The sequence below is a fragment of the Tardiphaga sp. 20_F10_N6_6 genome, from assembly GCF_052076045.1.
GTDB classification, from domain to species: Bacteria; Pseudomonadota; Alphaproteobacteria; order Rhizobiales; family Xanthobacteraceae; genus Tardiphaga; species Tardiphaga robiniae.
Genome location: NZ_CP197239.1, coordinates 5,684,441 through 5,710,766 on the forward strand (window position 1 = coordinate 5,684,441; position 26,326 = coordinate 5,710,766).

Consider the following 26,326-nt stretch of genomic DNA (forward strand, 5'->3'; position numbering starts at 1 on the left):
GAGTTTCCCATGGCCCGCGTCACCCTCAAGCGCCGCGACGATCTGCCCGACCATCTCAAGCCGCTGTGGGATCGTATGACCACCTATGGCCCGTTCGCAGAACAGGCCGGTGCGATGGCCCAACGGCTGCCGATTTTTGAGCACATGTGGCGCCTGCTCACAGAATTGTCCGACGAAGGCGTGTTGAAGAAGCGCTATCTCGAACTCGGCATTGTCGCGACCTCGCTGGTCAATCAGTGCGAGTTCTGCGTCGCCCAGCATTCGCCCAAGCTGGCAGTGGAAGGCATCACGCCGGACGGCGCCGCCAATCTGCTCGACTGGGAGAAGCATCCGGAACTGGACGAGGTCGATCGTCTGGTCGTGGAATATGCCATCGCGGTTACATCGAACTGGAGCCGCATCCGCGATGCCATGTTCGAGCGTCTGCGCGCGCATTTCAGCGAACCGCAGATCGTAGAGCTGACTTGGCGCATCGCGCTATGCGGCGCGTTCAATCGCTTCAACGACGTGCTGCAGGTGGAAGTGGACGTGTGACCTAATTCTGCTGTCCAGCGTCGAGGACCGGCGAGCGAAATCATAGGGATGATCGAGCGTCAGGTTGGCGGTGATGCCGAAGCCATATGTCTGGTAACTTGCGCCATCGCCGAAACGAACGCGTTGGCATTGGGACGCTGCACGCCGTGGGTAATCAGCTAGCTCAGTATGAGTTCGCCGTTTACATGAGTGAGATTAACCCGGCGCCAACGCCAAGCTGCGGCTTGGGAAACGAAATGGGCTCGCTCTTACGTCTGTTCTTTTCAGTATTTCCGAGATGACCGGCACAACCGGCAATGGGTGCATTCAATGCTGCGCCGATAAATAGCGGTGAATCAGGACTAGCCGAGAAAAAGAATATCCACGATTGGTCTGCCTCGCATGTCAGGGCACGAGTAGCATAGTGAGATCATTTCCCGAAAACGGCGGTCGAGTTCGATTTTGCAAAACACCCGATCGTCAGGCCAATTTTCTCAACGCTTCGTCATCTCTGGAATAATCGCGCAAAGTTTTTCGATGCATTGACACCCGCCGCGCGCTCCGTCTTCAACAATCATCGATTACCGTTTCGTTTGATTGAGGGAAGACATGTCGTTGGGTTTGATATCACGTCGTCGCATCCTGGCTCTCGGCGGCGCTGCCGCCCTCGCGAGTTCATCGGCCTTCGCGCAGAGCGAGCGCGTCGCGAAAATTGGTCTGGTGCAATCGACCACCGGCGGATCGGCGGCGCTCTACGGTACGGAACAAAAGCAGGCCATTGAACTGGCCTTTGACGAATTGAACGCAAGCAAGACGCTGAACGGCATCCGGCTGCATGCGCTGCATTCCGACGATGGCGCTGATCGCGGCCAGACCGTCAACATCTTCCAGCGGCTGATCCGGCAGGACAAGGTCGTCGCCATTCTCGGGCCGACGCTGTCGAACTCCGCCTTCGCCGCCGATCCGCTGGCGCAGCAGGCCGGCATTCCCGTGATCGCCAGCTCCAACACCGCGCCGGGCGTGACCAAGATCGGCGATTTCATCTTCCGCACCAGCGTGCCCGAAGATCAGGTGTTTCCGACGGTGCTGGGCTATGCCGTGAAAAAGCACGGCATCAAGCGCGTCGCGCTGATCTACGGGCTGGACGACGCGCTGACCCGCGGCGCGCACGACGTGCAGAAGAAGGCGGTGGCCGATCTCAAGCTCGAGCCGGTCGGCATCGAAAGCTACCAGCGCGGCGATGTGGATTTCTCGGCGCAGCTCACCAAAATCCGCGCGCAGAATCCGGACGCCGTCATTCTTGGCACGCTGGCCGAAGAGGCCGCCGCCATCCTGCGCCAGGCCAGGCAGCTCGGGATCGACAGCAAGATCGTGTTCATCGGCTGTAACGCCAACATTTCCGCAAAACTGTTCGAACTGGCAGGCCCCGCCGCCAATGGCATCATTGTCGGCGCAACCTGGTTCTCCGGCTACGACAGCCCGCGCAGCAAGGCCTTTGTAGCAGCCTACCAGAAGCGCTATGGCTCGACGCCAGATATCTATGCCGCGCAGGGCTACGACGCCGCCTATCTGATCGCCGAAGCGATCCGCCGCGCCGACAGCGTCACCGACGGAAAGTTGATCCGCGCCAAGCTGGCGGAGATCACCGGTTTCGACGGCGTGCTGGGCAAGTTCGGCTGGACCGCGGATCGCGACATCACCGCCCAGCCTAAGGTGCTGATCGGCGACGGCAACAGCAAGACCTTCGTCGCCGCGCCGGGCGCTTGAGGTCGGCATGCTGTTACAACAACTGGTAAACGGCCTCTCGCTCGGGGCCGTTTACGCCGTATTTGCGATCGGCTTCACGCTGGTGTTCGGCGTCATGAACGTGCTCAACCTGGCGCAGGGTGCCGTCTTCATGTGGGGCGCCTATGTCGGGCTCGAAGTGGTCGGGCGGCTCGCACTGCCGTTGCCGCTGGCGATCCTCGCTGCGGCGGTCGCGGCAGGCTTGCTCGGCGTGTTGAGCGAGCTGATCGTGTTTCGCCCGTTGCAGCGGCGCGGCGCGCATCGCTGGATGGGCATGGTCGGCAGCCTGGCGCTGGCGCGCATCCTGATCGGCCTGGCGCAGGAAGTGTTCGGCACCCAGGTGGTGCGCTATCCCGACAACGCGCTGGTCGGCGCCTCGCTGGACCTGTTTGGCGCGCGATTGCAGCTTCTTCAGATCGTCTCGATCGGGTCGGCTCTGGCGATGGTGCTGGCGCTGGCGCTGCTGCTGCGGCTGACCAATCTCGGCCGCGCCATTCGCACCATCGCGTTCAGCGAGACCGTCGGGCGGCTGGTCGGCATCCCCGTCGACCGCGTGCGGATCGCGACGTTCTTCGTGTCGGGCGCGCTGGCCGGCGGCGCCGGCGTGCTGTGGTCGCTGCTGTTCCAGTCGGTGTCGCCGTTCATGGGCGACAGTATTCTGCTGAAGGGCCTGACGGTGCTAATCCTCGGCGGGCTCGGCAATGTCGCGGGCGCCTTGGTCGGCGGCCTGCTGCTCGGCCTCGTCGAGGTCGGCTCTATCGTCGCGGTCGGCTCGGGCTATCGCGACGCGGTGGGTTTTGGACTCGTGCTGCTGATCCTGATCGGCAGGCCCACCGGCCTGTTCGCCACACAGGAAACCAAGCGGGCATGATCGATCTCTTCGAAGCCTATCACAACGTCATCGATCTCTGCCTGCTGAACTCGGCGCTGGCTTTTGGCTGCTTCCTGCTGCTCGGCGTCAACCTGTTCTCGCTGGCCACCGGCGGGCTGATGGCGCTGGGCGCCTATCTGTCGATCTGGCTGACAATGCAGCAGGGCTGGGCGTTCGCTCCGGCGCTGGTGGCATCGTTGGTGATCGGGTCTATCGCGGCCTTCGCGCTGGGCTCGCTGGTGCTGCGGCTGCGCGGTGACTATTTCACCATGGCGACGCTGGCTTTCACCGAGGTGGTGCGCGTCATCGCATTGAACTGGGATGCGGCCACCGGCGGTGCGCTGGGCGTGTTCGGCATTCCGAAGTTGACCGAGACGTGGCAGCTCGCGCTGCTGCTGGTGGTGGTGGTGTACTTTGCTTGGGCCGTCCGGCGGTCGCGGATCGGCGAGCGGATGCGCGCGGTGGCATCCGACGAATTGGCCGTCACCACGGCTGGCTATGACGTGGCGCAATTCAAGCTGGCGATCTTCACGGTGTCCGGTGCGATTGCGGGGCTGGGCGGCGCACTGGCGGCGCATCTCAACATGTTCGTCGCGCCCGGCGATTTCGGATTCTTGCGCAGCGTCGACACCGCCATCGCGCCAGTGCTCGGTGGCGCCTGGAACGTGCTCGGCCCGGTGATCGGCGCCACCATCATCACGGTGCTGCCGGAAGTGCTGCGGTTCTCGGCGCAGATGCGCGAGATCCTGGTGGGGGCGGCAATGCTGATCGCCGTGCTGTACCTGCCGACCGGCGTGGCCTCGCTGCCCACCATCCTGCGGCGGAGGCTGGCATGAGCGCGCTGCTGGAATTGCAAGACGTCACACGGCATTTCGGCGGCGTCGCGGCGCTGAACGGCGTCTCGCTGTCGGTGCCGGCCGGCGCCATTGTCGGGCTGATCGGCCCCAACGGCTCCGGCAAGACCACGCTGATGAACGTCATCAGCGGTGTCGATGCGCCGACCTCGGGCGCCATCCTGCTCGATGGCACGGCGGTGCAGGGCAAGCCGGCGAACCGGCTGGCGCGGCTCGGCGTCGCGCGCACCTTCCAGCATATCCGCCTGATCCCGGATCTGACGGGGCTGCAGAACGTCGTGCTGGCGCTGCATGCGCCGACCGCAGGCCCGCTCGATATCCTGCTGCGATTGCCGCGGCTGCGCCGCGTCGAGGCCGAAGGCGACGCCCGCGCAATCGCTCTGCTGGAGCAGGTGGGGGCCGGCCGGCATGCCAGGACTCTGGCCGGCGACCTGTCCTATGGCGACCGCCGTCGTATCGAAATCGCGCGCGCGCTGGCGCTCCAGCCACGGCTGCTGTTGCTCGACGAGCCTGCCGCAGGAATGACTCATCAGGAGCGCAACGCGTTGCGTGACCTGATTGCATCGTTGCCGGGGCAGGGGATCACCGTGGTGCTGGTCGAACACGACATGGATCTGGTCATGGGCGTCTGCGACGAGATCCATGTGCTCAATCTCGGCCGTCCCATCGCTTCCGGAAAACCTGCAGCGGTACGCGCCGATCCGAAAGTGATCGAAGCCTATCTGGGAGTCGATGATGCTTGAGATCAACGGACTCGCTGCGGGCTATGGCGGCCCCGATGTGCTGCATGACGTGTCGCTGCGCGTCAACGCCAACGAGATCGTCGCGGTGGTCGGCGCCAACGGCGCCGGCAAGACGACGCTGCTCAATACGATTGCCGGGCTGCTGCGCCCGTCCGCTGGCACGATCCGGCTGAGCGGCAGTACTATCGGCGGACTGGCGCCGGAGCGCATCGTGCGGGCCGGGCTGTCGCTGGTGCCGGAGGGGCGGCAGGTGATCGCGCCGCTCAGCGTCGAGGAGAATCTGCAGGTTGGCGCCTACGGTCGCAAGGGCAGTGCCGCCGACACGCTGGCGGCGATCTACGATCGCTTTCCGCGCCTGAAGGAACGACGCCGCCAGCCGGCCGGGCTGCTGTCCGGCGGCGAACAGCAGATGCTGGCGATCGGCCGCGCCATGATGGCGGGACCCTCCGTGCTGCTGCTGGATGAGCCGTCGATGGGGCTGGCGCCGCTGATCGTGTCGGAAATCTTTGCGCTGCTGGGCGATCTCAACGGGCAGGGCATGGCGATCCTGCTGGTCGAGCAGAACGCCCGCAAGGCGCTGGCGCTGGCCGCGCGCGGCTACGTGCTGGAAGGCGGCCGTATCGTGCTGGAGGGACCGTCGTCGGAACTGTCGAATTCTCCGGCCATCGTCGATGCCTATCTCGGCATGGCTACGCCGGCCTGACAACTATGAGTGCGCTGCGACGTGCGTCGGCAATAGTGAAGTAGGAATGACTCAATCAGACGATAGCGCGGAAGCGCCGACACATCGCGAAACCGACGTCCTGGTTATCGGGGCGGGCGGCGCGGGTATGGCGGCTGTAGCGGCCCGCTTTCCCTTCATCATCAGGAGTATGCGATGACCTATGTCGTCGGAGCCCACCCGCAAAACCTCTCGCTGTCGATTCTGGCACGGCGGCCGCAGGCCGTAGCGTCCTTGCGCGAGAAGGGGCTGCAATTCTTCGTCTATGCCGCGGGGGCGCAAACCATTCCGCTGATCAAGGCCGGCGTGCTGCATCTGGCCGGCACCGGCGCCACGCCGCCGATTCTCGCCAAGGCGGAAGGGCTTTCGGCCGCCGTATTCGGGATGTCCGGTTCGCGCCCGGAGCGCGGTGGCTTGCTGGTGCGTGCCGACAGCGGCATTAGCGATCTGCGCGGTCTGATTGGCAAAGGCATCGGGTTGATGCCGATCTCCTGGCATACCCAGTTTGTCGCCACCGAACTCAACGCCGCCGGTCTCGCCTGGCGCGACGTGCGCGCCGCGGAAATCCTGCCGATCACGGCAAAGGACGCCTTCATCGATGGCCTGCTTCCCGCCATCGTCGCGACCGATCCGCTTTATTCGCAGATCGCCAGCCGCGTCGAGACGCGCGTGCTGGCGTCGCCGGGCACGATCTTTTCCAACCGCTCTGTCTACTGGGGCCTCAGCGAACTGGTACAGGATCGCAATGGCCCGGTGCGCTGGCTGCTCGACGCGCTGATCGACTCCGACCGCGCCGTCGCCGCCGATCCGCAGCAAGCCGCAGCGCTGCTCGACGGGCTGAACGGCAACACCGCGGCGCAATGGCTGCCGGCTTTGACGTCGCGCCCTTGGGGTGTCGAGGCGCCGGACGATGCGTTCCTGCACGAGCAGCAGCAGCACGCCGACATATTCACCCGCTTCGGCCTGATCCCGCGCGCGATTGATGTCACCGATACCGTCGATTCCCGCCACTTCGCGATTGCCTGACCGGCCCATCTGCAAACAACGAGGTTCATCATGGAAGTTCTTTGGTATTTGACCGGCCCCGATGGTCGCTATCCCTGGCGGGCGGACGGCGCGCGAAAACTCAGCTACCCGTATTTCCAGCAACTGGCGCGCGCGGTCGACCATCTCGGCTTCACCGGCGCGCTGTTGGCGACAGGCTCGCACGACGCCTGGGTGCAGGGCGCCTCGCTGATCCCCTTCACCGACAACTTCCAGCATCTGGTCGCGGCGCATCCGCCGCTGCTGTCGCCGACACTGCTAGCCAAAATGATCACGACCTTCGATCAGTTCTCGAAAGGTCGGCTTCGCGTCAACATCGTCAATGGCGATGCCAAACTGATGGCGCAGAACGGCGTGCACCTCAGTCATGACGAACGCTATGCCTACACCGACGAATATCTGACGGTGCTGACCGGGCTGCTGCGCGGCGAGACCGTCAATTTCAAGGGCCGCCACATCCATGTAGTCGATGCCGGGCTACCGCTACCGCCGTATCAGCGCCGCGTGCCACTGTGGTTCGGCGGCTCGTCGCCGGCGGCGCATGAAGTCGCGGCCAAACATATCGACACCTATCTGTCGTGGGGCGAAACGCCCTCGCAGGCCGAGACCAAGATCCGCGAAGTAAAACATCTCGCTGCGCGCCACGGCCGCGCCGACAAGATCAGTTTCGGTATCCGGCTCTACGTCATTGTGCGTGAGACCGAGGCGGAGGCGTGGGCTGCCGCGCAGGATCTGTATGACCACATGGACGATGCCGCGATCGCCGGCGCGCAGGCCTACGTCGCGAATATCGACTCGGTGGGCCAACAGCGGATGTCGGCGCTGCACGGTGGACGTAAGCCAAAGGATCTACGTGAACTGGAAATCGAACCTAATCTCTGGGCCGGCATAGGCCTCGTCAGGCACGGGCCGGGCACCGCGCTGATCGGCAGCGCCGACCAGGTCGTCAAACGCATTCAGGATTATCGCGACGCTGGCATCGAGGTGCTGATCGTCTCCGGGATGCCGCTGCTGGAAGAGGCGTACCGATTTGCTGAACTGGTTCTGCCCCGTCTGCCGGTAGATCGCGTCGCTGATGATGACGGCGTCACCTCGGCCTGGACGAAGGATCGTGACGCCGCCTGGCAGAAAAAGCTTTGACGGCCTTCGACTGAACATATCGAACGTCTTCGCGCGCAGATCTGAACTCCTTGGTGTCCGAGCACGATGCCGCCAACACCAACACGGGTTTAGATTGATTGAGCGCGCGGTCTTGTTTGTGTAATGGCGACACCAGAGATCGCAAGCGGTCCACCGACTATCAATTTGGGGGCTACACGGTCGCCGAGGAACAGCACGCTCGAAATCAGAGCGAATACCGGAGCTGGCCGGGCATGTCACCGTTCGGGATCTGCGCAGCTTGGCTGGAGCCTCACGCTCATGAAGCGGATGTAATTTCGAAAAATGCCCTCAGCTCGGCGACAAGAGCTGCGGGCTGTTCCTCGGGGATATAGTGACCACTATCCCGGATGACGCCGCCTCGAATATTTTCAGCCAAGGGTCGCATAGCTTCGAAAATTCCCGGTGCACTACCGGCATCGCCTCCCAGCGCCAGCACAGGCACAGCTATTTTCTTTTGAAACAAGCCGCGATTGTAATCCATGTCGCGGATGACGGCGCGATAATAACCCAGCATTCCGCGCAGGCCACCCAACGAGCTATAGACGCGAACATATTCGTCGATGTCATCCTTCGAGAAGGTTGCGATCGCGTTTGCGGTCTTCTTGTTGAAGAACCATTCGATGAGAATACGCTCGCGGTCCCGCAAGAGCGCCTCGGGCAGATCGTCGACCATGTTAAAGAGAAAGTGCCAGCTCTTCCAGTAGTCCGGATCAGCGACATCGATGGAAGGCTTCAACGTGACGCCGGGAATGTTGGCGTCGAGATACACGACGCCGTCCAGTTCGCTCGCAAATTCGTGCGCATAAGGATATCCGATCCAGGATCCGATATCGTGCCCGACGAAATAATGGCGTCCAACACCTATGGTCTTGAGGAAGCTGTTGATTCGTTTCGCCGCTGTCGCTGTGTCGTAGCCATCCAGCGGCTTGTCGCTATCGCCCTGGCCCGGAAGGTCGAGCGCGATCACGTCATAGGCATCGGTGAGCAGAGGAATGACGCGCCGCCATGCGTAGACGCTTTGCGGAAAGCCGGCGATCAAAACGACGGTAGGTCCCTTGCCACCGCGGATATAATGAAAACGAATACCGTCCGATTTCGTCAGATTCTGCTGAAGGGGGCGGCCGGTATGATCCAGATAGACAGCCATTGTTCTGTTCTCTGTCGTTTCGCTTCGGAAAGTAAGTAAAAGCGCTGCGCTTCAGTGGCAATGCCAATTCATGTAACTGGGTCTTTGGCAACACGGTGCGAGATCGCCCTGCGCGCCTTCCACGAATTGCACGCCCGGGATGGTTGTTTGCGCAACCTGCGTTGCCGGACTGACGTCCAATCACATCGCGGGCGCAATTTCATCGTGGCCAACATTGATGCGCATGGCCTCTTTGAGGCTGTCGGAGAAATGGTAATCATATGGATGAATCCTGGAACGCATATGCCTAACTTGATCGCAGTTCCAATTCATCCCCGAAGCGGATACCCAATTTCGATGCCATCGCTTGGGTAATGCAAACGGACCGCTTGAGCGATCTGGCAATCTTCTGAACGGACAAGCCTCGCTCGGCCAATCCCTTTAGCTTGTGTTTCTCCACAGCCGTCCATTCGCGATAGCCTATTTGTCGCATACTGAACGTGATGGCCGAAGTCGGGCCGCGCCGCCGCTGGGTTCGAATATTGTCATTGTCGATGCTCAAGCAGCTGCTCCCAATATTTTCAGGCCGTCGTTTTTCTCCGCGCCTTCAGTCGCTCCTTTGTGTAACGACAAGCATCGACTCTCGGTCAGAGAACAAGATTTTTGAAGTCCAAAGATTGACGATCGAGAGTTCAATCATTCTCCTCGACGCAAGTTCGATGAAGAAAAGCCTGCGCTGAGCAATCTCAAACGCGGGGCAATGGTATTCCCAAGGTGCGAAGCCGAAGATTTCGGCGACGGCTGGTACATCGTCGGCGGCCGTGGATCGCGGCGCATGTTGACCTGCCAAAAGGCGTTCCTGCTTGTGAAAGAGAAAGCTTCTGCTATCGGCCGTGTTGGCGGCGCGATTGTCCTTGGTATCGTGTGCAATTCGAAATTGACGATTGATCGCGGTGGCGTCGATATATCGCGATGTCAAAGAAAACGCCGTTCGTCAGGCAATACATTGCAGATCGATATCAAGCAGGGGGAAGAATGGTTGCCGCTACGCCACAGAATGATCGTCGTTGGATGGCTCTCCCTCGCTTGATCGCCGATAGATCATGTCGCGCAGTAGTCGGTCTGTTTTTCGCAGTTGGTGCGGCGATGCCAGCAGTGAGCTTTGCTCAAACGCCGCAGCCCGGCGGAACGCTAACGGCGATCATTCAACCCGAGCCGGTCATCCTCACGGCCGCCATCAACACCGCCGCGCCGACCGGAACGGTCAGCGGCAATATTTTTGATGGACTTGTCGACTACGACACCAGCCTAAACCCTCAGCCGGCGCTGGCGGAGAGCTGGGAGACTGCGGCGAATGGATTGTCGCTCACCCTTCGCCTGCGCAAGGGCGTGCTCTGGCATGACGGCAAGCCGTTCACGTCGGCGGATGTGAAGTGGACCTTGGAAAATGTCTGGAAGACGATCCATCCGCGCAATCAGGCGACCTTCGCCAAGGTGAAGCAGGTCGATACCCCCGACGACAACACCGTCGTCTTGAGGCTGAGCGAACCTTCCCCCGCGATCCTCAGTTCACTGAACAGCAACGGCGCCCAAGTGCTGCCGAAGCATCTTTACGATGGCACCGATATTCTCAACAATCCGAACAACAACAAGCCGGTCGGCACGGGGCCGTTCGTGTTCAAGGAATGGAAGCGCGGTGAGTACATCGTGCTGGAACGGAATCCGAATTACTGGGCCAAGGGAAAGCCGTATCTCGACAAAGTGATCTACAAGGTCGTTCCGGATGCGGCGGCCCGATCGGCTGGCTTCGAGAAGGGCGAAATCCAGTATGGCTCGCTCAGCCCGGTGCCGCTCAAGGACGCCGAACGGCTCGGCAAGCTGCCCGGCCTCAAGATTGAAACCAGCGGCTATGAATGGCTGTCGCCGTTCCTGTTTCTCGATTTCAATGTCGAACGTGGACCGCTGAAGGATGCACGCGTTCGACATGCGTTGGCACGTGCAACCGATCGCAAGGCGATTTCCAACGTGGTCTGGTACGGCTTTGCCAAGCCCGCGACCAGCCCCGTTCCTTCAACGCTTGCGGCGTTTCACGACGCGAGCGCCGACAAGGATGCGTTCGACGTCAAATCGGCGGATGCGCTATTGGATGAGGCCGGATTCAAGCGCAACGCGGACGGCACCCGCTTCTCCCTGTTCATCGACTACATACCCTATGGCGACGATTTCAAGCGGACCGCGGAATACATCAAACAGGCGTTGAAGCGTGTCGGCGTCGACGTCACGATCAGGACGCAGGATACCGCGGCATTTACCAAGCGGGTCTATGGCGACCGTGACTTCGATCTTTCGATCGCATGGTTTGCAGCGTTTTCCGATCCGCAGATCGGCGTGACCCGCGCTTACTGGTCGGCATCCGTCGGCAAGAACATCCCTTGGACTAATGGCTCCGGCTACAAGAATGCCGAGGTCGATGACATCATCTCGAAGGTCCAGGGCGAGGCCAGCGCCGAGAAACGCATCGCGCTGTTCAAGGACTTTCAGAAGATCGTTCTGACCGACCTGCCGACGCTGCCGCTGGTCGAGCTAAAGTTCTTCACCGTTCAGGCGGCGAATCTCAAGACCTCGGCCATTCGCGGCGATCAGGTTTATGGCAGCTTCCGCGATTTCTGGTTTGACGTTCCGAAGCAGAATTGAGCTGGGGCAATCATCATGAAATTTTTTCGGGCAATCTCTTTCCAAACATCATTGGTCGCACGACTATCGGTCCTGCTGGCTGCCGTGGCGGTCATGCCGGCGACGCCGGCATGCGCAGCCGGCGGTCCGAAGCGCGGTGGAGCGCTGACGGCCATCGTGCAGCCGGAGCCGGTCACCCTGACGCCAGCATTCAATACGGCAACGCCGACGCAGATCGTTGCGGGAAATATCTTCGATGGCCTGGTCTATTACGACCCGGCGCTGAAGCCGCAGCCATCGCTCGCGACGGAGTGGAAAGTTGCGGAGGATGGCCTCACCATCAGTTTCAACCTGCGCAAGGGCGTCAAGTGGCATGATGGCAAACCGTTCTCGTCCGCGGACGTGAAATGGAGCCTGGAGAATGTCTGGAAGACCATCCATCCGCGCAACAAGGCGATATTCGAGAACGTCGCTACGGTCGATACGCCTGACGATAATACGATCATCCTTCATTTGTCGAAGCCGTCGCTGCCAATTCTGAGCGTGCTCAACGCCGTCGGTGCGCCGATTCTGCCGAAGCATCTTTATGAAGGTACCGACATCCTGAACAATGCGTACAACAACAAGCCGGTCGGCACGGGGGCATTCGTCTTCAAGGAGTGGAAGAAGGGCGAATACATTCTGCTGGAACGCAATCCGGATTACTGGGAGCCCGCAAAACCCTATCTCGACAAAGTCATCTTCAGGATCATTCCCGACGCGGCGGCGCGCGCAGCGGCGATCGAGAAGGGTGAGGTGCAATATGCGACATTCAATCCGGTGTCGTTCCGCGAGGTCGAGCGCCTTGCCAAGCTGCCGTCGCTAAAGGTCGATACACGCGGCTATGACTGGCTGTCGCCCGTGCTGTATCTCGATTTCAATGTCGAGAACCAGTATCTCAAGGATGTCCGCGTCCGTCAGGCCATCGCATTTGCTCTGGACAAGGAAGCGCTGGGCAAGGTCGTCTGGTATGGCTACGGCAAGCCTGCTGTCAGCCCGATTCCGACGGCACTGACGGCATTCCACGATGCCAGCGTGCCTAAATATCCGTTCGACCTGAAAAAGGCCGAAGCCTTGCTCGACGAAGCCGGCTTCAAGCGCGGGCCTGATGGGGTGCGGTTCACGCTTAATCATGACTTCCTGCCTTACGGTGACGACTATAAGCGAACCGGCGAATATCTGAAGCAGGCGCTGAAGCGTGTGGGTATCGAGATCAACATCCGCGCCCAGGACACCGCAGCTTTCATTAAACGCGTCTATGCCGACCGCGACTTCGACATTTCGAGCTCCTACAACGGCGCTTTCCCCGATCCGCAAATTGGCGTCGTTCGTGAATACTGGTCGGGCTGGCTTGGCAGCAAGACGCCGTGGACGAACGGGTCGGGCTACCGCAATGCCGAGGTCGATGGTCTGATCCAGGCCGCTGCGGTCGAAGGCAATCCGAAAAAGCGTACTGAAGATTTCAATCGTTTCCAGCAGATTGTTCAACGCGATCTGCCGACTTTGCCACTGCTCGAACTGCGCTTCTTCACATTGCACTCTTCCGCCCTGAAGGACGTCGTCCTGCAGGCGGACCAGTCCTATGGCTCGCTGAAGAATGCATGGTTCGATCAGGCGCCGGCGCAGAATTGAACGCTCGCGCATGATCCCTGTATCGGCCAGATTTCTCGGGCGGCGAGCCCTGCAACTCGTGATCGTGGTGCTGGGCATTGCCATCACCAATTTCTTCCTGCTGCGGCTAGCGCCGGGTGATGCAGCACAAGTGCTGGCAGGTGAGGCTGGCTCGGCAACGCCGGAATATCTGGCCGCGCTGCGCAAGCAGTTCGGGCTCGATCAACCGCTGCCGGTGCAATTCGCCCTATATTTGCGCAACCTTCTGTCGCTCAATCTCGGCTTCTCGTTCCGTCAGGGCTTGCCTGTGCTCGAACTGATCGCCCAGCGGCTCCCGGCAACGCTGTTGCTGATGGGTACGTCGATCACGTTCGCATTGCTGGTCGGTTCGGCGATGGGGATCGCCGCCGCGCGCCGCGCGGGCAGGGCGACCGATACCGTGATCTCCACCATTGCGCTGTTGTTCTATGCGACGCCCGTGTTCTGGACCGGGATCATGCTGATCGTGGTCTTCTCGGTGTGGCTTGACTGGCTACCGGTCGGCGGCATGACCAGCATCGAGCGTGGCTATATCGGCCTGGCCTATCTGAAAGATGTCGCGGCACATCTGGTACTTCCTGCAACCACGCTTGGGCTGTTCTTTCTGGCCGTTTATACGCGGTTGATGCGCGCGGCGATGATTGACGTGCAGCGGCAGGACTTTGTCAGGACTGCCGTCGCCAAGGGCCTTCGTCCGGGGCGGATCGCCTATCGTCATGTTGTACGAAACGCGTTGCTGCCTGTTCTCACCATGCTCGGCGTGCAGGTCGGGGCCGTGCTCGGCGGCGCTGTGCTGGTTGAAACCGTGTTTTCGTGGCCCGGGCTGGGTCGGCTCGCTTTCGAAGCGCTGTTTCAGCGCGACCTCAACCTGCTTCTCGGCATACTGCTGTGCAGTTCGGTCGTGGTGGTCTTGGCCAATGCGGCGATCGACTTCCTGTACACTGTGCTCGACCCGCGCATCGAGCTCAGCTGACCATGGCCCTCGTCGATATCGTTGCGCATATCCCGCCGGCGCGCATCGCGCAGGATAACGCGTTCTTCCGGACGGCAAGACAGCCGTCGGCGGTTGTGGGCGTATTGTTGCTTGGGTTCGTCGTGGCCATGGCACTGCTTGCCCACCAGATTTTCCCTGGCGATCCCCTGGATTTTGCCGGTCAGCCATTCCTGCGTCCCGGCCAGGATCCCAGCTTTCCGCTCGGCACCGATATGCTGGGGCGCGATCTGGCGTCGGGGATATTTCACGGTGCGCGCATCTCGCTTCTGATCGGCGCGGTGGCGACCGCCATGTCACTGGTGATTGGGGTCGGTGTCGGCGCCTTCGCAGGATATTACGGCGGCAAGATCGATGCGTCGCTGATGCGGCTGACGGAGTTCTTCCAGACGATTCCGCCGTTTCTGTTCGCGCTGACCATCGTCGCCATCCTGCAGCCCTCCATCGCGACCATCGTCGGAGCGATCGGCGTCACAGCGTGGCCGAGCCTGGCACGGCTGGTGCGCGCCGAATTCCTTAAACTGCGTCACGGCGACATGGTGCAGGCGGAGATCGCGCTCGGTGCGTCCGACATGCGCATTATCTTCCGCCATCTGCTGCCCAACACGCTGGCGCCGATCATCGTCTCGGCATCGGTCATGGTCGCGACGGCCATCCTGACCGAATCCAGTCTGGCGTTTCTCGGTCTCGGCGATCCGAACGTGGTGAGTTGGGGTGGCATGGTCGGCGCCGGGCGCGAAGTGCTGCGGTCGGATTGGTACATCGCAACACTGCCGGGGGTGGCGATCGTCGTTGCGGTGCTCGCGCTCAATCTGCTGGGGGATGGCCTCAATGACGCCGTCGACCCGAAACAGGAGCGTCGGTGATGGGCGAGCCAGTGCTGTCGGTCGATGGGCTGAATGTCAGGTTCGACCGCAAGGGCGGCGCGCTGACCGCCGTGGACAGTCTCAGCTTCGACATCTCTGCGGGAGAGACGCTGGCCATCGTGGGCGAATCCGGCTGCGGAAAGTCGCTCACCGCTCTTGCCTTGCTCGGCCTCGTGGCGGCGCCCGGCCGCATCGAGGGCCGCTCTGTGAAGCTGCAGGGGCGCGACATTCTTGGCCTTGAAGGCGAGGCGCTGCGCCGGCTGCGTGGCAACCGGATCGCGATGATCTTCCAGGAACCGATGACGGCGCTCAATCCGGTGCTGACCATCGGCGAGCAGATCATCGAGGCCATCACGGCACATGAGGACATTTCGCACCAGAAGGCCTGGGGTCGCACAGTCTCATTGCTTGATCGGGTACGGATTTCCGATCCACGTCGCCGCGTGAACGATTATCCGCATCATCTCTCCGGCGGCATGCGACAGCGGGTCATGATCGCCATCGCTCTCGCCTGCAATCCGGCGCTGCTGGTGGCCGACGAGCCGACCACGGCGCTCGACGTCACCATTCAATCGCAGATCCTGGAGTTGCTGGATCAGATCAAACGCGAGTCCGGAGCCGCCATTCTGTTGATCACGCACGATCTCGGTGTTGTCTCGGAATATTCCGATCGCGTGCTGGTGATGTATGCGGGCCGCAAGGTCGAGGAGCGCACTACCCGTGATCTTCTGAAGTCGCCGCTGCATCCCTATACGCGCGGATTGATCGCAGCGCGGCCGGGGCGCCATCACGTCAACGGCCTTCGTACCCGACTGAGCGAAATCCCGGGCATGGTGCCTTCGCTGGCCGAGATGCCGCATGGATGCGGCTTTGCCGCGCGATGCTCGTTTGTGGTCGACGCCTGCCGGATCGCGCGGCCGCCGCTGATACCCGTTGGCGCAGATGGCGCCGTAGCCTGTCTGAGAATTGAGGAAGCCCGTGCATCAGAACACGCAGCCGCTCGTTGCGACGCATATTGAGCCACTGCTCACGGTGAACGATCTCGTCGTGCGCTTTGCTTCTTCGCGCGGAACCGTGCAGGCGGTTGACGGCGTCTCGTTGTCGATCAAGCCCGGTGAAACGCTTGGTCTCGTCGGTGAATCCGGCTGTGGGAAATCCACGCTCGGCCGGGCGATTGCGCGGCTGGTCGAGCCGCAAAGCGGCAGCGTTCGGCTGGGCGGCGTCGATCTGACGCGCCTGACACGGAGCGGCATGCGGCCCTATAGACGCGATATCCAGGTCGTATTCCAGGATCCGCTGGCCTCGCTCGATCCGCATTGTACTGTCGGAATGCTGATCGGTGAACCGCTCAGGATTCATGGCATCGGCGATCGGCGGCAGCGCCGTGACCGGATCGCCGATCTGCTTTCAAAAGTGGGACTTTCCGCGGATTCCGCCGACCGTTATCCGCATCAGTTCTCGGGTGGACAGCGGCAACGGATCGGCATTGCCCGCGCGCTGGCGCTTGATCCACGACTAATCATCCTGGATGAACCGGTGTCTGCGCTCGATGTGTCCGTGCAGGCTCAGATCCTGAACCTGCTGGTCGATCTGCAGTCCAAACTCGGCGTGGCGTATCTCTTCATCAGCCACGAGCTGTCCGTGGTTGAATATGTCAGTGATCGCGTCGCGGTGATGTATCTCGGGCGTATCGTGGAGACATCGACCCGGGAGAAATTGTGGTCAAGCCCCGCGCATCCCTACACGCGAGCGCTGTTTGACTCGATCCCGCGCATCGATACCGGCGGTCTCGGTCGGCGGCGGCATATGGTGCAGGGCGATCTGCCGAGTGCCTATAATCCGCCAGAAGGATGCCACTTCCATACCAGGTGTCCGCGCGCAGAAGAGTTATGTGCTGTGGAAAGTCCAGTCCTTCGCACCGTGGCAGACAGCCACGTAGCGGCGTGTCATTTCGCTTGAATGCGCGGGCGCGCCACCGTCGGTGCTGTTAGTGCGATCCTGGCGCTGGGCGGTTGCCTGCCACCGTGTTTGTGCTGCCTCTTCCCTTGATCGCAGCAAAGTCTCTTCCAAACCGGGCTAACAAAAGAATTCCGTCAGCTCGGGAGAAATTCATAATCATTGGCGTGGCGGCGCAGCGAAAGTTGCCCGCCGCCGTCATCGTCATCTCGCACACTTACATAAGGGACTCGTCAATGAAATCGGCTCACGTATTGCGGCTGGCCATGGTCGCTCGCACCGGCGGGGTGGCCGCATTCCTGTTCGCCACTATTGCAGCAGGTCTACCTGTCGCAAATGCACAAGAGCCAACGACCATTCGCGTGGGTGTCACGGCTGGCCCACATGCGGAAGTGCTCGACGCCGTCAAGAAGGTGGCCGCGGAGCGCGGGCTCGACATCAAGGTCGTTGAATTCACGGATTATGTGTTTCCGAACCAGGCCCTGGCCAACAAGGATCTTGAGGCCAATTCGTTTCAGCACGAGCCTTATCTGAAGAACCAGATCTCCAAGACCGGCTGGAAGCTCGTGAAGGTTGCCTACACCACGGTTTCTCCGATGGGCTTCTACGCGAAGAAGTACAAGAGCGTTGCCGATGTCCCAAATGGTGCGACGGTTGCGATTCCCAACGACCCGACCAATGGCGCGCGTTCGCTGCAGATTTTGGCAGCGAATGGCGTGATCAAGTTGCGAGACCCCACCAGCGTCACCGCGGGGATCGTCGATATCGCGGAGAATCCCAAAAAGCTGAAATTTGTCGAGCTCGATGCTGCGCAGCTGTCGCGGTCGCTGGCAGATGTCGATGTGGCGGCGATCAACAACAACTATGCCGTCCAGGCTGGCCTCGATCCCGTGCGCGACAGCCTGATCAAGGAGCCGCTGGAAAGTCCGTGGGTCAATATTATCGCCGTGCGGGAAGAGGACAAAGGCAAGCCATGGGTGGCGAAGCTGGTCGATGCCTATCACTCAGAACCGGTGAAACAGTTCATCCTGACGCGATTCAAGGGCGCTTATCTGCCGTCGTGGTGATGGAGGTCTGGAGCCGCCACGCCAGCGTGGCGGCTTCGCGACAATTTGTTCAGGTGCGACAGGCCTGCTGGCCCTCAGCGGCGAAACTGCGCGCCGGGGTGCGTGCCATGAAGCAGGGCGCCTCGACCCGGAAACAGCTTCTCGCGTAACGTCCCCGCGCCGTATTCGGTCTTGTACAGCCCGCGTGACTGCAACTCCGGCATCACGAGATCGACGAATGCCTCGAGCGATTCCGGAGCCACCAGACGGACGAGATTGAAGCCATCGATATCGGTCTGCTCGGCCCAGTCGGCGAGCTCGTCCGCGACGTCCTGCGGCGAGCCAACGACGAAGGGGGCTCGCGCACCGATCGCGCTCAGGCTGGCGAGATCGCCGACGCGCAGCGGCGTTTCGCTGCGCAGCGTGAGGTTCTCGACCATCGATTGGATCGCGTTGCTCTTGACATATTGCAGCGCCTGATCCGGGCTGTAGGTCGAGAAATCGATGCCGGTCCAGCCCGAGAGCAGCGCGAGCTGCCCTTGCTGGTCGACATAGCGGCTGTATTCCGCATGAAGATCGTTCGCCTCCGCGCGGGTTGGCGCAACGATCACGGTCAGACCGGCGAACAGCCGGATGTCGTAGGGATCGCGGCCAAAGTCTTTTGTGGCCGTCCGGATGTCGCGCACGGCCTTGGCGAGGATCGGCTTGGTCTGGCCGTTCAGGAAGATAGCTTCAGCATGCTTGGCGGCGAAGGCGCGCCCGCGCTTCGAGGCGCCAGCCTGATACAGCAATGGCGTGCGTTGCGGGGAGGGCTCGGAGAGGTGAATGCCATCGACGCGGTAATGCGGACCGTCGTGGCGGATGGTGTGAACCTTCGTTGGATCGGTGAACGTGCCGGTGGCACGATCGCGACGCACGGCGTCCTGCTCCCAGCTGCCCTCCCATAATTTGTAGGCCGCCGTGAGGAAGTCTTCGGCGACATCATAACGGTCGTCATGGGCACGACCGGCCGCAAAGCCCATGCCGCGCGCCCCGCTGTCGAGATAGCCGGTGACGATATTCCAGCCGATCCGGCCGCGGGTCAGGTGGTCTAGCGTCGAAAATCGCCGCGCGAATTGGTAGGGATGCTCCAGCGACATATTGGACGTGATGCCGAAGCCGAGGTGCTTGGTGACCAGCGCCATGGCCGAGACCAGAAGCGTGGGGTCCGCATTCGGCAATTGCACGCCGTGCGACACGGCTGTGTCTGGACTATCACCGAACACGTCATAGACACCGAACACGTCAGCCAGAAAGATGCCGTCGAACAACCCGCGTTCGGCGATCCGCGCGTAGTCGATCCAGTAATCCAGATTGTTGTAATCGATGGATGCATCGCGCGGATGAGACCAGAGCCCGGCCCAGTTATGGCTCGGCGCGGTCATGTTGAAGGCATTGAAGCGAAGCGGTCGGCGGGTGGTCATGGGATTCCTGGTTGGGAGGCAAGCGAGGCGCGGACTTAAACGTTGCGCCTCGCGGGATCAACACTAGCTGTCGAAACCGGCCGGAACAAAGGCTGGCAATTTCTCCTCGATATAGCGCTTGACCTCCGGCGACCTGAAGACTTTGATGAAGGCGGCCAACCGTGGATCGTCCTTCTTGTCCGTTCGCGCCGTGAAGCGCAGCACCAGCCCGTCATCGATGGTCTTGTCGATGATGAGCGCGGACTTCGGATCGCCGCCAGCAGGGATCAGATAGGTGATGTTGACCAGCCCGAGCGTGACATCGTCCAATGACCGGTAGGTCTGTGCCGGGTCCAGTTCGACGATTTTCAGATTTTTTGGATTCTCAACGATATCGAACTTGCTGACCGCAAAGCCCTTGGTCCGGGACTTGACGCCGCCATTGTCGAGATAGGGACCCGGGCGCTGCGGATTGTGGTTGCCGCGCGGGCCGAATTTACGCTCGGCAAAGCGCTGTGCTGCCACATGCATGTCCGGCACATAAGGCGGGATCAGCGGCTCAAAGAAACCATCGAGGCCGATCGGGTTGGGCTGCACCCAGCCGTCGCGGCGATCGAAACGGAAGCCGTAACCATCGATACCCTTGGGCGCGAAAGCGCCGAGGATCGCTTGCGTGTTGATGCCTGAAAACAACCAGCCGCCGAGTCCCATTGCCTGCATCACGAGGTGGACGTTGTACGCGGCAATGGACAATTCGGCCGTCGTGCTGGTTCTGGAATTGCCCTCGATCACAGACAACGGCACCGAACGGTCGCGCCGCAATATGCCCGCGTCGATCAGGTCGGCGGGGTTACCGAGCACCCGGCCGGATTTCGGATCGGTCACAACCGCACCCTCGCCGGTTCGAATCCAGAGTTGGTTGAACGTGGATTCCACCTGATCGCTGATCGGAATGATCAGCGTGCTGCCGGGCTTGTTGGCAACCCATCGGTTATGTGAGGCGACATACGGATATTCCGGCGGAAACTCGATGCGACGATCGCTGAGCTTGATGATATGCGGCCGCAGCCATTCGGCTAGGCGTGCCAGATCATCGACGCCGGCATATTCTTGGATGGCGGACGCATCGAGGTCGCGAAACCGGGTGATATAGGCGCCGCTGTCGTCGTTGATGAGGATCTCGGAGCCGTGCGTGGCCGCGCCGCTGGGAAAGGTGCGTCCGATCGGCCTCACAGTGTAATTACAGCCTGTATCGGGCTCACCCACCTCGGTATGGGGAATACCCAGATTCCAGCCGCTGATGCCGACGCCTGCGGCGATCAGCACGGCGCGCTCGATTTCGCTCAACGGCTGCGGCGGCAGCTTCGATGTATAGGCAAGAGGCCCGTCCGGAATCGACATGCCGACGCCGAAACGGCGGGAGCGTCGTCCGAACAGCGCATCGAGCAGCGGAAAATTCGCCAGACCATTCAAGGCGGCGGAACGGTCTGGCGATGTCATGTGAAACTCAGATCAGGCAGCGATGGCGGATTTCGAGAATGTCGCACGCGTGATGGCGCTGAGCTTCTCGTTGGCTTCGAAATAGGTGATGGAGATGTTGGTTCCACCACCAGCAGCCAGTCGCTCGCGCAGATTGCCCTCGCCCCACGCCTTGGCGCTGTCGAGGTCGTCGAACAGATAGATGCCGCCACGCAGCTTTTCGGTCGTGTTCGAAATCCAGACCTTCCACTGCAGGCCAGCCACGTTTTTGGCAATGTTCTCGGCCGACTCGATGCGCGCGGCGTCGGATTGCTGATCCTGCTGAGCGCTGGGCGTGTAGTTCACCTGAAGAATGATGGCCATGTCGATGATCTCCATGTTGAGAGGCAACGGAGGAATGAGATCACAACCGGCGTAGACAATGCACTCATATTGCTCGCATGCTCGGCAATATTGTTCGATGGATCGCGTATCACTTGAAGTTTTCGCCTCTTCGCCATTTGTGAGATAGAGCGGATTTAGGTGCGAAAAACTCATCCACGAACTTCGCCCGAGCGGCGCACTTATTCTCCGCCGGCCGCTTTGATCTCCGTCAGCGGGTTGCGCGCTACACTTCGTCTCTCACACGCATCAACAAACCAATATCCGTCTCGTTATTTCGGGATAGCGCTCGCCTAGACTTCGAGCGCCATCAACGAGGAGCGAGCAATATGATCAAGCCATTACTACGGATCGCACGAGCAGCGGGTCTTCTGGCTGCCCTGACCGGCGCGGCATCCGCGGATCAGCCACTCAAGATCGCGACGAGCGCCGGACCGGTCGGCCAGTTGGTCTCCTTCGCCGCATCGCTGGCCAAGGATAAGGGCCTTGACGTCAAGGTGGTGGAACTGACCGACTGGATTGTCATCAACGAGTCCGTCCAGAGCGGCGATACCGACGCGAACCTGTTTCAGCACAGCACCTATCTTGCGATTCAGAACAAGCAGCGCGGCTTCACGCTGGCTCAGGTCGATAAGGTCGGCGTCATCGCCCCGGTCGGCCTGTTCTCGAAAAAAGTGAAGAGCCTGAGCGAGATCAAGTCCGGCGACAGCGTTGCCATTCCCAATGAGCCGTTGAACGGCGCGCGTGGCCTGATCCTGCTCGAGCGCGCCGGCCTGCTCAAACTCGCGCCGGGCAATGCCTATAGTCCCGCCTTCGTACGCTATCTCGGAACGCTGGCGCAGGACATCTACGATACCTACGGAAAATTCCCCGGTACCCAGCCGAGTGTCGGCGTCGCGGCCTATACCCAGGCGCACCATATCGACCTTGGATTCTACGATACGCACTACAAGGACGGTGCCTATCTGCAGACCCATGCCGATCACCAGCGCGTGTGGCATGGCGTCGATAAGACCCCCGACGATAAGTAGTTCTGACCGTTCCATCGCCGTACGCGTGATTGCGAGCGCAGCGAAGAACCGTCCGCGCTGTCACCGCTTGCAGCGACCTGCGACAGGTTGCCACGACTGGAAGGACATTCCGGGTGAATGAGCTCGCACATTCGATCCATTCGGCGATTCCGACATTTGCGAGAAGGCCATTTTTGGCTGCGTCAGACGGTCAATTGACGCGCTGCTGGTGCAGTGAGGAGATGCATTCGGGAAATTTGTCGGCCGGGGGCGACGTTCGGCAACTGATATTCAGCCCTGTGCTCTGCCCATTGATGGAGAATGATTGTGAAACTGAAATCGATTATCGCAACCACGCTGGCCGTGGGCCTTGGCGCCGTCGCACTGGCGACAGCGTCATTCGCGCAAGGCAGCAGCCCGCTGGTCAACGGTGAATGGCTCGAGAAGAATCTGAACGATCCGAAGGTTCGCGTCGTCGAAGTTAGCGTCGAGCCGGGCATCTATGAGCGCGGCCATATCCCCGGCGCCCAGAATGTGGTGTGGCACACGGACCTCGTCGATACGGTGACCCGTGACATCGCCTCAAAGGAGAAGTTCCAGGAACTGACGCGCAAGCTGGGCGTCGATCAGGACACCACCGTCGTTCTCTACGGTGACAACAACAACTGGTTCGCGGCCTGGGGTGCCTGGGTGTTCGATGTCTATGGCGTCAAGAACGTCAAGCTGCTCGATGGCGGCCGCAAGAAGTGGGAAGCCGACAAGCGTCCGCTGGATACGCGCAATGCATCGGTACAGCCGGGCAAGCTGACGGTCTCCGAGCCGAACCAGAAGCTGCGTGCGCGCCTGGCCGATATTCGCGCGGCATCCGACAGCAAGAATGCTGCAATTGTCGATATCCGCTCTGCCGATGAGTATTCCGGCAAGATCTTTGCGCCGCCCGGTTCGCAGGAATTGACGGTGCGGGCCGGCCACGTCCCCGGCGCGCTTAACGTGCCATGGGGCCGCGCGGTCAGCGAAGACGGCACCTTCAAATCCGCCGATGAGCTGAAAAAGCTGTATGCCTCCGCTGGCATCGACGGATCGAAGCCGATCATCGTCTATTGCCGGATCGGCGAGCGATCGAGCCACACCTGGTTCCTGCTCTCGAAGATCCTTGGCTATGACGTCAAGAACTATGACGGCTCGTGGACCGAATATGGCAATTCGGTCGGCGTCCCCGTAGTCAACCTTGCGGGTACGGTCTGGAGCGGCAAGTGACCGACGGCACATCCGTGGAAACCCTCACAGGGTCTTCACGTCGTGACGAACAGGCGCCGGGTATCGACCCGGCGCCTGCTGCGTTTGCAGACCGCAAGGTCTCCGTCACAGTCGCTCTTGCTATCGTGCTGGCAATCGGCGTCTCCGCCTATGTGCTGCACGGGCAGGGCAGTCCGGCACTCGCCATCTCGCTGCTGTTCGGCGCGGCGTTCGGCATCGTGCTGCAACGCGCGAGGTTCTGCTTCTTCTGCATGTTTCGCGAATGGCTCGATGATCGCGCACCGCAGGGCGTGCTGGGTCTCATCGTGGCGCTCGCCGTCGGCCTGATCGGCACGACGCTGGTGTTCGGTGCATGGTTGCCGGATGCCGGCACCGGGCGGCTGCCGCCGGATGCGTTCATCGGGCCTGTCAGCTTCGCGCTCGTGGCTGCCGGAATCGCGTTCGGCGCGGGTATGGCGATTTCCGGTTCCTGCGTCAGCGCGCATCTCTATCGGCTCAGCGAGGGATCGCCCACAGCGCCATTCGCACTCATCGGCACAATTATCGGCTTCGTGCTGGGCTTTGTCAGCTGGAACACCGTCTATCTTGCCGCCGTTGCAGATGCGCCGGTGGTGTGGCTGCCGCGGACGCTTGGCTATGCCGGGCATCTTCTGGTCGCGGGCCTAGTGCTCGGCCTGATCGCCTATGCTGTGACGCGATCGACTCCGCAGAAACCGGCCGAGCATGCGCGCGCACGCGACCGGGTGACCGCGATCTTTGTTGATCGCTGGCCGGCATGGATTGGCGGCGCCATCATCGGTGTGCTCGCGACCATGTCGTATCTGCGCGTCGCGCCACTCGGGGTCACGGCCGAACTCGGCAGCCGCGCACGGCAGCTTGCAGGCGCATTGGAACTTGTACCCACGCGCCTGCAAGGCCTCGATAGTCTGCGCGGCTGTATTGCCGTCGTCCGCGACGCGCTGCTGTCGCCGAACGGCGCGTTCGTGCTGGGACTGGTCGCCGCATCGCTGGCCGCGGCACTGGTGGCCGGGCAGTTCAAGCCGCAACGTCCGCGGATCGACCACGTCCTGCGCGGTCTTACGGGTGGCGTTTTGCTGGGATGTGGCGCGATGACCGGCCTCGGCTGCACCGTCGGCACCCTGTTCTCCGGCATCACCGCCGGTGCGTTGTCGGGCTGGGTGTTCGGCGCGTCGCTGTTCACCGGCATGGCGGTCACGCTCTGGAGCGGTCGCCGGCTCGGCCTGTTGCCGCGCGGTTGATGCCGGTGAAGCCCGGATACCGGCGTGCCGCGATGCCTGATCGGCGGCATTCGAAAATGGTGAGAGCGCATTGCGTGCATGCTATGATTACTCAACTGTAGTCGAAATCCATTGAGATTCCATCTCGCGTGAGATCATCGAAAGCGGCGCGGTCGTTGTTGAAAGTAGGAATTTCTTATTCCGCGCAGCACATTGACATCTCATTTGCGCTCGGAGACATGCCGCGGAACTCATAAGGAGATGATCATGAAGTTGGGACATTCGCTGCTGGCCGCCGCGGCGGCCATTGTGTTGCAGGCGGGCATCGCAAGCGCGCAAGATTCCCTGCGCATTGGCGCGCCGCTTCCGCTGACGGGTGCGTTGGCTCCGGAAGGCGCAAAACTGAAGCAGGGCTATGAGCTCTGGCAGGAGAAGGTCAACGCGGCCGGCGGCATCAAGGCGGGCGAGAAGAAGCTGAAGATCGAACTGGTCTATTACGATTATCAGTCGACGACGCCCAAGGCGGTCCAGCTCGCCGAGAAGCTGATTACCGACGACAAGGTCGATTTCCTGTTTTCACCGTTCGGCTCCGGTGCGGCAAAGGCCGTGAGCGCGGTGGCCGAGAAAGCGGGCGTACCTCTGCTGGCATCGAGTGCGTCGTCGGCCGAGGTGTTTGATCAGGGGTACAAGAACCTGTTCGGCCTCTATACCGACAACAGCACGCTGAGCGAACCGATCGCGGATCTCATCAAGGCGAAGCTGCCGAACGTGAAGCGTATCGCGATTCTGGCGCGCAACGATCTCTATCCGTTGTCGTTGGCCAATGAATTCGAGAAAAGCGCCAAGAAGCGCGGCTTCGAGGTCGTGTTCTTCGAGAAATATCCGATCGGCACGCTGGATCATTCTTCTGCGTTGACGCAGTTACGTGCCGCCAAGCCCGATTGGGTGGTGGTGACCGGCTACATCAACGACCTCATTCTGGCCCGCAAGCAGGCCGGAGAACTGAAGGTCGGCGGGCAGGCTTACACGCTGATCAATGGCCCGGCCTACAAGGAGTGGATCGATGCTGTGGGCCCGCTGTCGGAGAATGTCACGACCGCGAGCTGGTTTCATCCGATACTGAATTACAAGAGCGAAGACGTGTTCGGCTCGACGCAGAATTTCGTTGCGCAATTCAAGACCAAATATGGTGCCGAGCCAGATTTCACCCAGGCGTCAGGCGCGGCGGTCGGTGTCATTCTGCAGCTGGCCGTCGAACGCGCCGGCTCGAAGGATCGCAATGCTGTCCGCGAGCAACTCGCGAAGGGCGGCTTCAAGACCTTCTTTGCACTGATCTCGTTCGGCCCGACGGGTATCGCCAACTCCTACATCCCGCCAGTCTATCAGATCCAGCAGGGCAAGGTGCAGGTGGTCTATCCCGCCGACATCGCCACCAGCGATTTCCGGGCGACCCCGGGAAATTGATCTTCTGACGCTTGCG

General features: G+C 61.3%; 25 protein-coding genes. 19 read left to right on the forward strand and 6 right to left on the reverse strand.

Annotated elements, in window-relative coordinates; all coding sequences use genetic code 11:
* Positions 1-9: 9 nt before the first annotated feature.
* The 8 genes from AB7813_RS27225 to AB7813_RS27260 all read left to right on the forward strand — a co-directional run bounded on the left by AB7813_RS27225 (position 10) and on the right by AB7813_RS27260 (position 7,671).
* The gene (locus tag AB7813_RS27225) at positions 10-534 is read left to right on the forward strand and encodes a carboxymuconolactone decarboxylase family protein (protein ID WP_439086169.1); all 525 of its coding nucleotides are present in this window, start codon (positions 10-12) and stop codon (positions 532-534) included.
* A 588-nt stretch (positions 535-1,122) separates the two neighbouring features.
* Positions 1,123-2,280 (forward strand): ABC transporter substrate-binding protein, encoded by a 1,158-nt coding sequence (locus AB7813_RS27230; protein WP_439062442.1) that lies wholly within the window; start codon positions 1,123-1,125, stop codon positions 2,278-2,280.
* 7 nt (positions 2,281-2,287) lie between these two features.
* Positions 2,288-3,169 (forward strand): branched-chain amino acid ABC transporter permease, encoded by an 882-nt coding sequence (locus AB7813_RS27235; RefSeq protein WP_439062443.1) that lies wholly within the window; start codon positions 2,288-2,290, stop codon positions 3,167-3,169.
* On the forward strand, positions 3,166-4,005 hold the full coding sequence (locus tag AB7813_RS27240; RefSeq protein WP_439086167.1) for a branched-chain amino acid ABC transporter permease: 840 nt from the start codon (positions 3,166-3,168) through the stop codon (positions 4,003-4,005). Before AB7813_RS27235 ends, AB7813_RS27240 begins: the two co-directional genes overlap by 4 nt.
* Entirely contained in the window at positions 4,002-4,766 is a 765-nt protein-coding gene (locus AB7813_RS27245; protein ID WP_439062445.1) for an ABC transporter ATP-binding protein, read from the forward strand. The genes AB7813_RS27240 and AB7813_RS27245 overlap by 4 nt, the downstream gene beginning before the upstream one ends.
* Positions 4,759-5,469, forward strand: a complete 711-nt coding sequence (locus AB7813_RS27250; protein ID WP_439062446.1) for an ABC transporter ATP-binding protein — start codon at positions 4,759-4,761, stop codon at positions 5,467-5,469. Before AB7813_RS27245 ends, AB7813_RS27250 begins: the two co-directional genes overlap by 8 nt.
* Positions 5,470-5,643: 174 nt before the next feature.
* A complete protein-coding gene (locus AB7813_RS27255) occupies positions 5,644-6,513 on the forward strand; it encodes an ABC transporter substrate-binding protein (protein WP_439062447.1) in 870 nt (289 codons plus the stop codon).
* 30 nt (positions 6,514-6,543) lie between these two features.
* Positions 6,544-7,671, forward strand: coding sequence for an LLM class flavin-dependent oxidoreductase (locus AB7813_RS27260; protein WP_439062448.1), 1,128 nt, complete (start codon positions 6,544-6,546; stop codon positions 7,669-7,671).
* Positions 7,672-7,948: 277 nt separating this feature from the next.
* On the opposite strand, the gene AB7813_RS27265 is transcribed toward AB7813_RS27260, so the two are convergent.
* From AB7813_RS27265 to AB7813_RS27275, 3 genes are all read right to left on the reverse strand, one after another.
* Positions 7,949-8,839, reverse strand: coding sequence for an alpha/beta fold hydrolase (locus AB7813_RS27265; protein WP_441228864.1), 891 nt, complete (start codon positions 8,837-8,839; stop codon positions 7,949-7,951).
* A gap of 286 nt (positions 8,840-9,125) precedes the next feature.
* Positions 9,126-9,380 (reverse strand): hypothetical protein, encoded by a 255-nt coding sequence (locus AB7813_RS27270; protein WP_439062450.1) that lies wholly within the window; start codon positions 9,378-9,380, stop codon positions 9,126-9,128.
* Positions 9,381-9,425: 45 nt separating this feature from the next.
* Positions 9,426-9,797, reverse strand: coding sequence for a hypothetical protein (locus AB7813_RS27275; RefSeq protein ID WP_439062451.1), 372 nt, complete (start codon positions 9,795-9,797; stop codon positions 9,426-9,428).
* A 167-nt stretch (positions 9,798-9,964) separates the two neighbouring features.
* On the opposite strand from AB7813_RS27275, the gene AB7813_RS27280 reads away from it, so the two are divergent.
* The 7 genes from AB7813_RS27280 (at position 9,965) to AB7813_RS27310 (ending at position 18,060) form a co-directional block, all read left to right on the forward strand.
* Positions 9,965-11,512, forward strand: a complete 1,548-nt coding sequence (locus AB7813_RS27280) for an ABC transporter substrate-binding protein (RefSeq protein ID WP_439086164.1) — start codon at positions 9,965-9,967, stop codon at positions 11,510-11,512.
* Positions 11,513-11,527: 15 nt separating this feature from the next.
* Positions 11,528-13,162, forward strand: a complete 1,635-nt coding sequence (locus tag AB7813_RS27285) for an ABC transporter substrate-binding protein (RefSeq protein WP_439062453.1) — start codon at positions 11,528-11,530, stop codon at positions 13,160-13,162.
* Positions 13,163-13,172: 10 nt separating this feature from the next.
* A complete protein-coding gene (locus AB7813_RS27290; protein ID WP_439062454.1) occupies positions 13,173-14,153 on the forward strand; it encodes an ABC transporter permease in 981 nt (326 codons plus the stop codon).
* Positions 14,154-14,155: 2 nt separating this feature from the next.
* Positions 14,156-15,037 carry an ABC transporter permease gene (locus AB7813_RS27295; protein ID WP_439086162.1) on the forward strand — a complete coding sequence of 294 codons (882 nt, stop codon included), beginning with the start codon at positions 14,156-14,158 and terminating at the stop codon, positions 15,035-15,037.
* Positions 15,037-16,056 (forward strand): ABC transporter ATP-binding protein, encoded by a 1,020-nt coding sequence (locus AB7813_RS27300; protein ID WP_439062456.1) that lies wholly within the window; start codon positions 15,037-15,039, stop codon positions 16,054-16,056. The genes AB7813_RS27295 and AB7813_RS27300 overlap by 1 nt, the downstream gene beginning before the upstream one ends.
* Entirely contained in the window at positions 16,016-16,996 is a 981-nt protein-coding gene (locus tag AB7813_RS27305; protein WP_441228865.1) for an ABC transporter ATP-binding protein, read from the forward strand. The genes AB7813_RS27300 and AB7813_RS27305 overlap by 41 nt, the downstream gene beginning before the upstream one ends.
* A 263-nt stretch (positions 16,997-17,259) precedes the next feature.
* Complete coding sequence (locus AB7813_RS27310) at positions 17,260-18,060, forward strand: MetQ/NlpA family ABC transporter substrate-binding protein (protein WP_441229014.1); 801 nt, start codon at positions 17,260-17,262, stop codon at positions 18,058-18,060.
* 74 nt (positions 18,061-18,134) lie between these two features.
* Here AB7813_RS27310 and AB7813_RS27315 read toward each other — a convergent pair whose 3' ends face one another.
* From AB7813_RS27315 to AB7813_RS27325, 3 genes are all read right to left on the reverse strand, one after another.
* A complete protein-coding gene (locus tag AB7813_RS27315; protein WP_439062458.1) occupies positions 18,135-19,502 on the reverse strand; it encodes an LLM class flavin-dependent oxidoreductase in 1,368 nt (455 codons plus the stop codon).
* 63 nt (positions 19,503-19,565) lie between these two features.
* Complete coding sequence (locus tag AB7813_RS27320; RefSeq protein WP_441228866.1) at positions 19,566-20,981, reverse strand: MetQ/NlpA family ABC transporter substrate-binding protein; 1,416 nt, start codon at positions 20,979-20,981, stop codon at positions 19,566-19,568.
* 12 nt (positions 20,982-20,993) lie between these two features.
* Entirely contained in the window at positions 20,994-21,323 is a 330-nt protein-coding gene (locus AB7813_RS27325) for a YdhR family protein (RefSeq protein WP_439062460.1), read from the reverse strand.
* A 347-nt stretch (positions 21,324-21,670) separates the two neighbouring features.
* Between AB7813_RS27325 and AB7813_RS27330 the strand changes: the two genes are divergently transcribed.
* From AB7813_RS27330 to AB7813_RS27345, 4 genes are all read left to right on the forward strand, one after another.
* On the forward strand, positions 21,671-22,372 hold the full coding sequence (locus AB7813_RS27330) for a MetQ/NlpA family ABC transporter substrate-binding protein (RefSeq protein WP_441228867.1): 702 nt from the start codon (positions 21,671-21,673) through the stop codon (positions 22,370-22,372).
* A gap of 312 nt (positions 22,373-22,684) precedes the next feature.
* Positions 22,685-23,608, forward strand: a complete 924-nt coding sequence (locus AB7813_RS27335; protein ID WP_439088509.1) for a sulfurtransferase — start codon at positions 22,685-22,687, stop codon at positions 23,606-23,608.
* Positions 23,605-24,867 carry a YeeE/YedE family protein gene (locus AB7813_RS27340; RefSeq protein ID WP_439086160.1) on the forward strand — a complete coding sequence of 421 codons (1,263 nt, stop codon included), beginning with the start codon at positions 23,605-23,607 and terminating at the stop codon, positions 24,865-24,867. The genes AB7813_RS27335 and AB7813_RS27340 overlap by 4 nt, the downstream gene beginning before the upstream one ends.
* Before the next feature lie 246 nt (positions 24,868-25,113).
* On the forward strand, positions 25,114-26,310 hold the full coding sequence (locus tag AB7813_RS27345) for an amino acid ABC transporter substrate-binding protein (RefSeq protein ID WP_439086159.1): 1,197 nt from the start codon (positions 25,114-25,116) through the stop codon (positions 26,308-26,310).
* The last annotated feature ends 16 nt before the right edge of the window (positions 26,311-26,326 follow it).

Excerpts from the sequence above, each read along its gene's own strand:
- AB7813_RS27225 (WP_439086169.1), top strand. The coding sequence starts at position 10 with ATGGCCCGCGTCACCCTCAAGCGCCGCGACGATCTGCCCGACCATCTC.
- AB7813_RS27230 (WP_439062442.1), top strand. The coding sequence starts at position 1,123 with ATGTCGTTGGGTTTGATATCACGTCGTCGCATCCTGGCTCTCGGCGGC.
- AB7813_RS27235 (WP_439062443.1), top strand. The coding sequence starts at position 2,288 with ATGCTGTTACAACAACTGGTAAACGGCCTCTCGCTCGGGGCCGTTTAC.
- AB7813_RS27240 (WP_439086167.1), top strand. The coding sequence starts at position 3,166 with ATGATCGATCTCTTCGAAGCCTATCACAACGTCATCGATCTCTGCCTG.
- AB7813_RS27245 (WP_439062445.1), top strand. The coding sequence starts at position 4,002 with ATGAGCGCGCTGCTGGAATTGCAAGACGTCACACGGCATTTCGGCGGC.
- AB7813_RS27250 (WP_439062446.1), top strand. The coding sequence starts at position 4,759 with ATGCTTGAGATCAACGGACTCGCTGCGGGCTATGGCGGCCCCGATGTG.
- AB7813_RS27255 (WP_439062447.1), top strand. The coding sequence starts at position 5,644 with ATGACCTATGTCGTCGGAGCCCACCCGCAAAACCTCTCGCTGTCGATT.
- AB7813_RS27260 (WP_439062448.1), top strand. The coding sequence starts at position 6,544 with ATGGAAGTTCTTTGGTATTTGACCGGCCCCGATGGTCGCTATCCCTGG.
- AB7813_RS27265 (WP_441228864.1), bottom strand. The coding sequence starts at position 8,839 with ATGGCTGTCTATCTGGATCATACCGGCCGCCCCCTTCAGCAGAATCTG.
- AB7813_RS27280 (WP_439086164.1), top strand. The coding sequence starts at position 9,965 with ATGCCAGCAGTGAGCTTTGCTCAAACGCCGCAGCCCGGCGGAACGCTA.
- AB7813_RS27285 (WP_439062453.1), top strand. The coding sequence starts at position 11,528 with ATGAAATTTTTTCGGGCAATCTCTTTCCAAACATCATTGGTCGCACGA.
- AB7813_RS27290 (WP_439062454.1), top strand. The coding sequence starts at position 13,173 with ATGATCCCTGTATCGGCCAGATTTCTCGGGCGGCGAGCCCTGCAACTC.
- AB7813_RS27295 (WP_439086162.1), top strand. The coding sequence starts at position 14,156 with ATGGCCCTCGTCGATATCGTTGCGCATATCCCGCCGGCGCGCATCGCG.
- AB7813_RS27300 (WP_439062456.1), top strand. The coding sequence starts at position 15,037 with ATGGGCGAGCCAGTGCTGTCGGTCGATGGGCTGAATGTCAGGTTCGAC.
- AB7813_RS27310 (WP_441229014.1), top strand. The coding sequence starts at position 17,260 with ATGGTCGCTCGCACCGGCGGGGTGGCCGCATTCCTGTTCGCCACTATT.
- AB7813_RS27315 (WP_439062458.1), bottom strand. The coding sequence starts at position 19,502 with ATGACCACCCGCCGACCGCTTCGCTTCAATGCCTTCAACATGACCGCG.
- AB7813_RS27320 (WP_441228866.1), bottom strand. The coding sequence starts at position 20,981 with ATGACATCGCCAGACCGTTCCGCCGCCTTGAATGGTCTGGCGAATTTT.
- AB7813_RS27325 (WP_439062460.1), bottom strand. The coding sequence starts at position 21,323 with ATGGCCATCATTCTTCAGGTGAACTACACGCCCAGCGCTCAGCAGGAT.
- AB7813_RS27330 (WP_441228867.1), top strand. The coding sequence starts at position 21,671 with ATGATCAAGCCATTACTACGGATCGCACGAGCAGCGGGTCTTCTGGCT.
- AB7813_RS27345 (WP_439086159.1), top strand. The coding sequence starts at position 25,114 with ATGAAGTTGGGACATTCGCTGCTGGCCGCCGCGGCGGCCATTGTGTTG.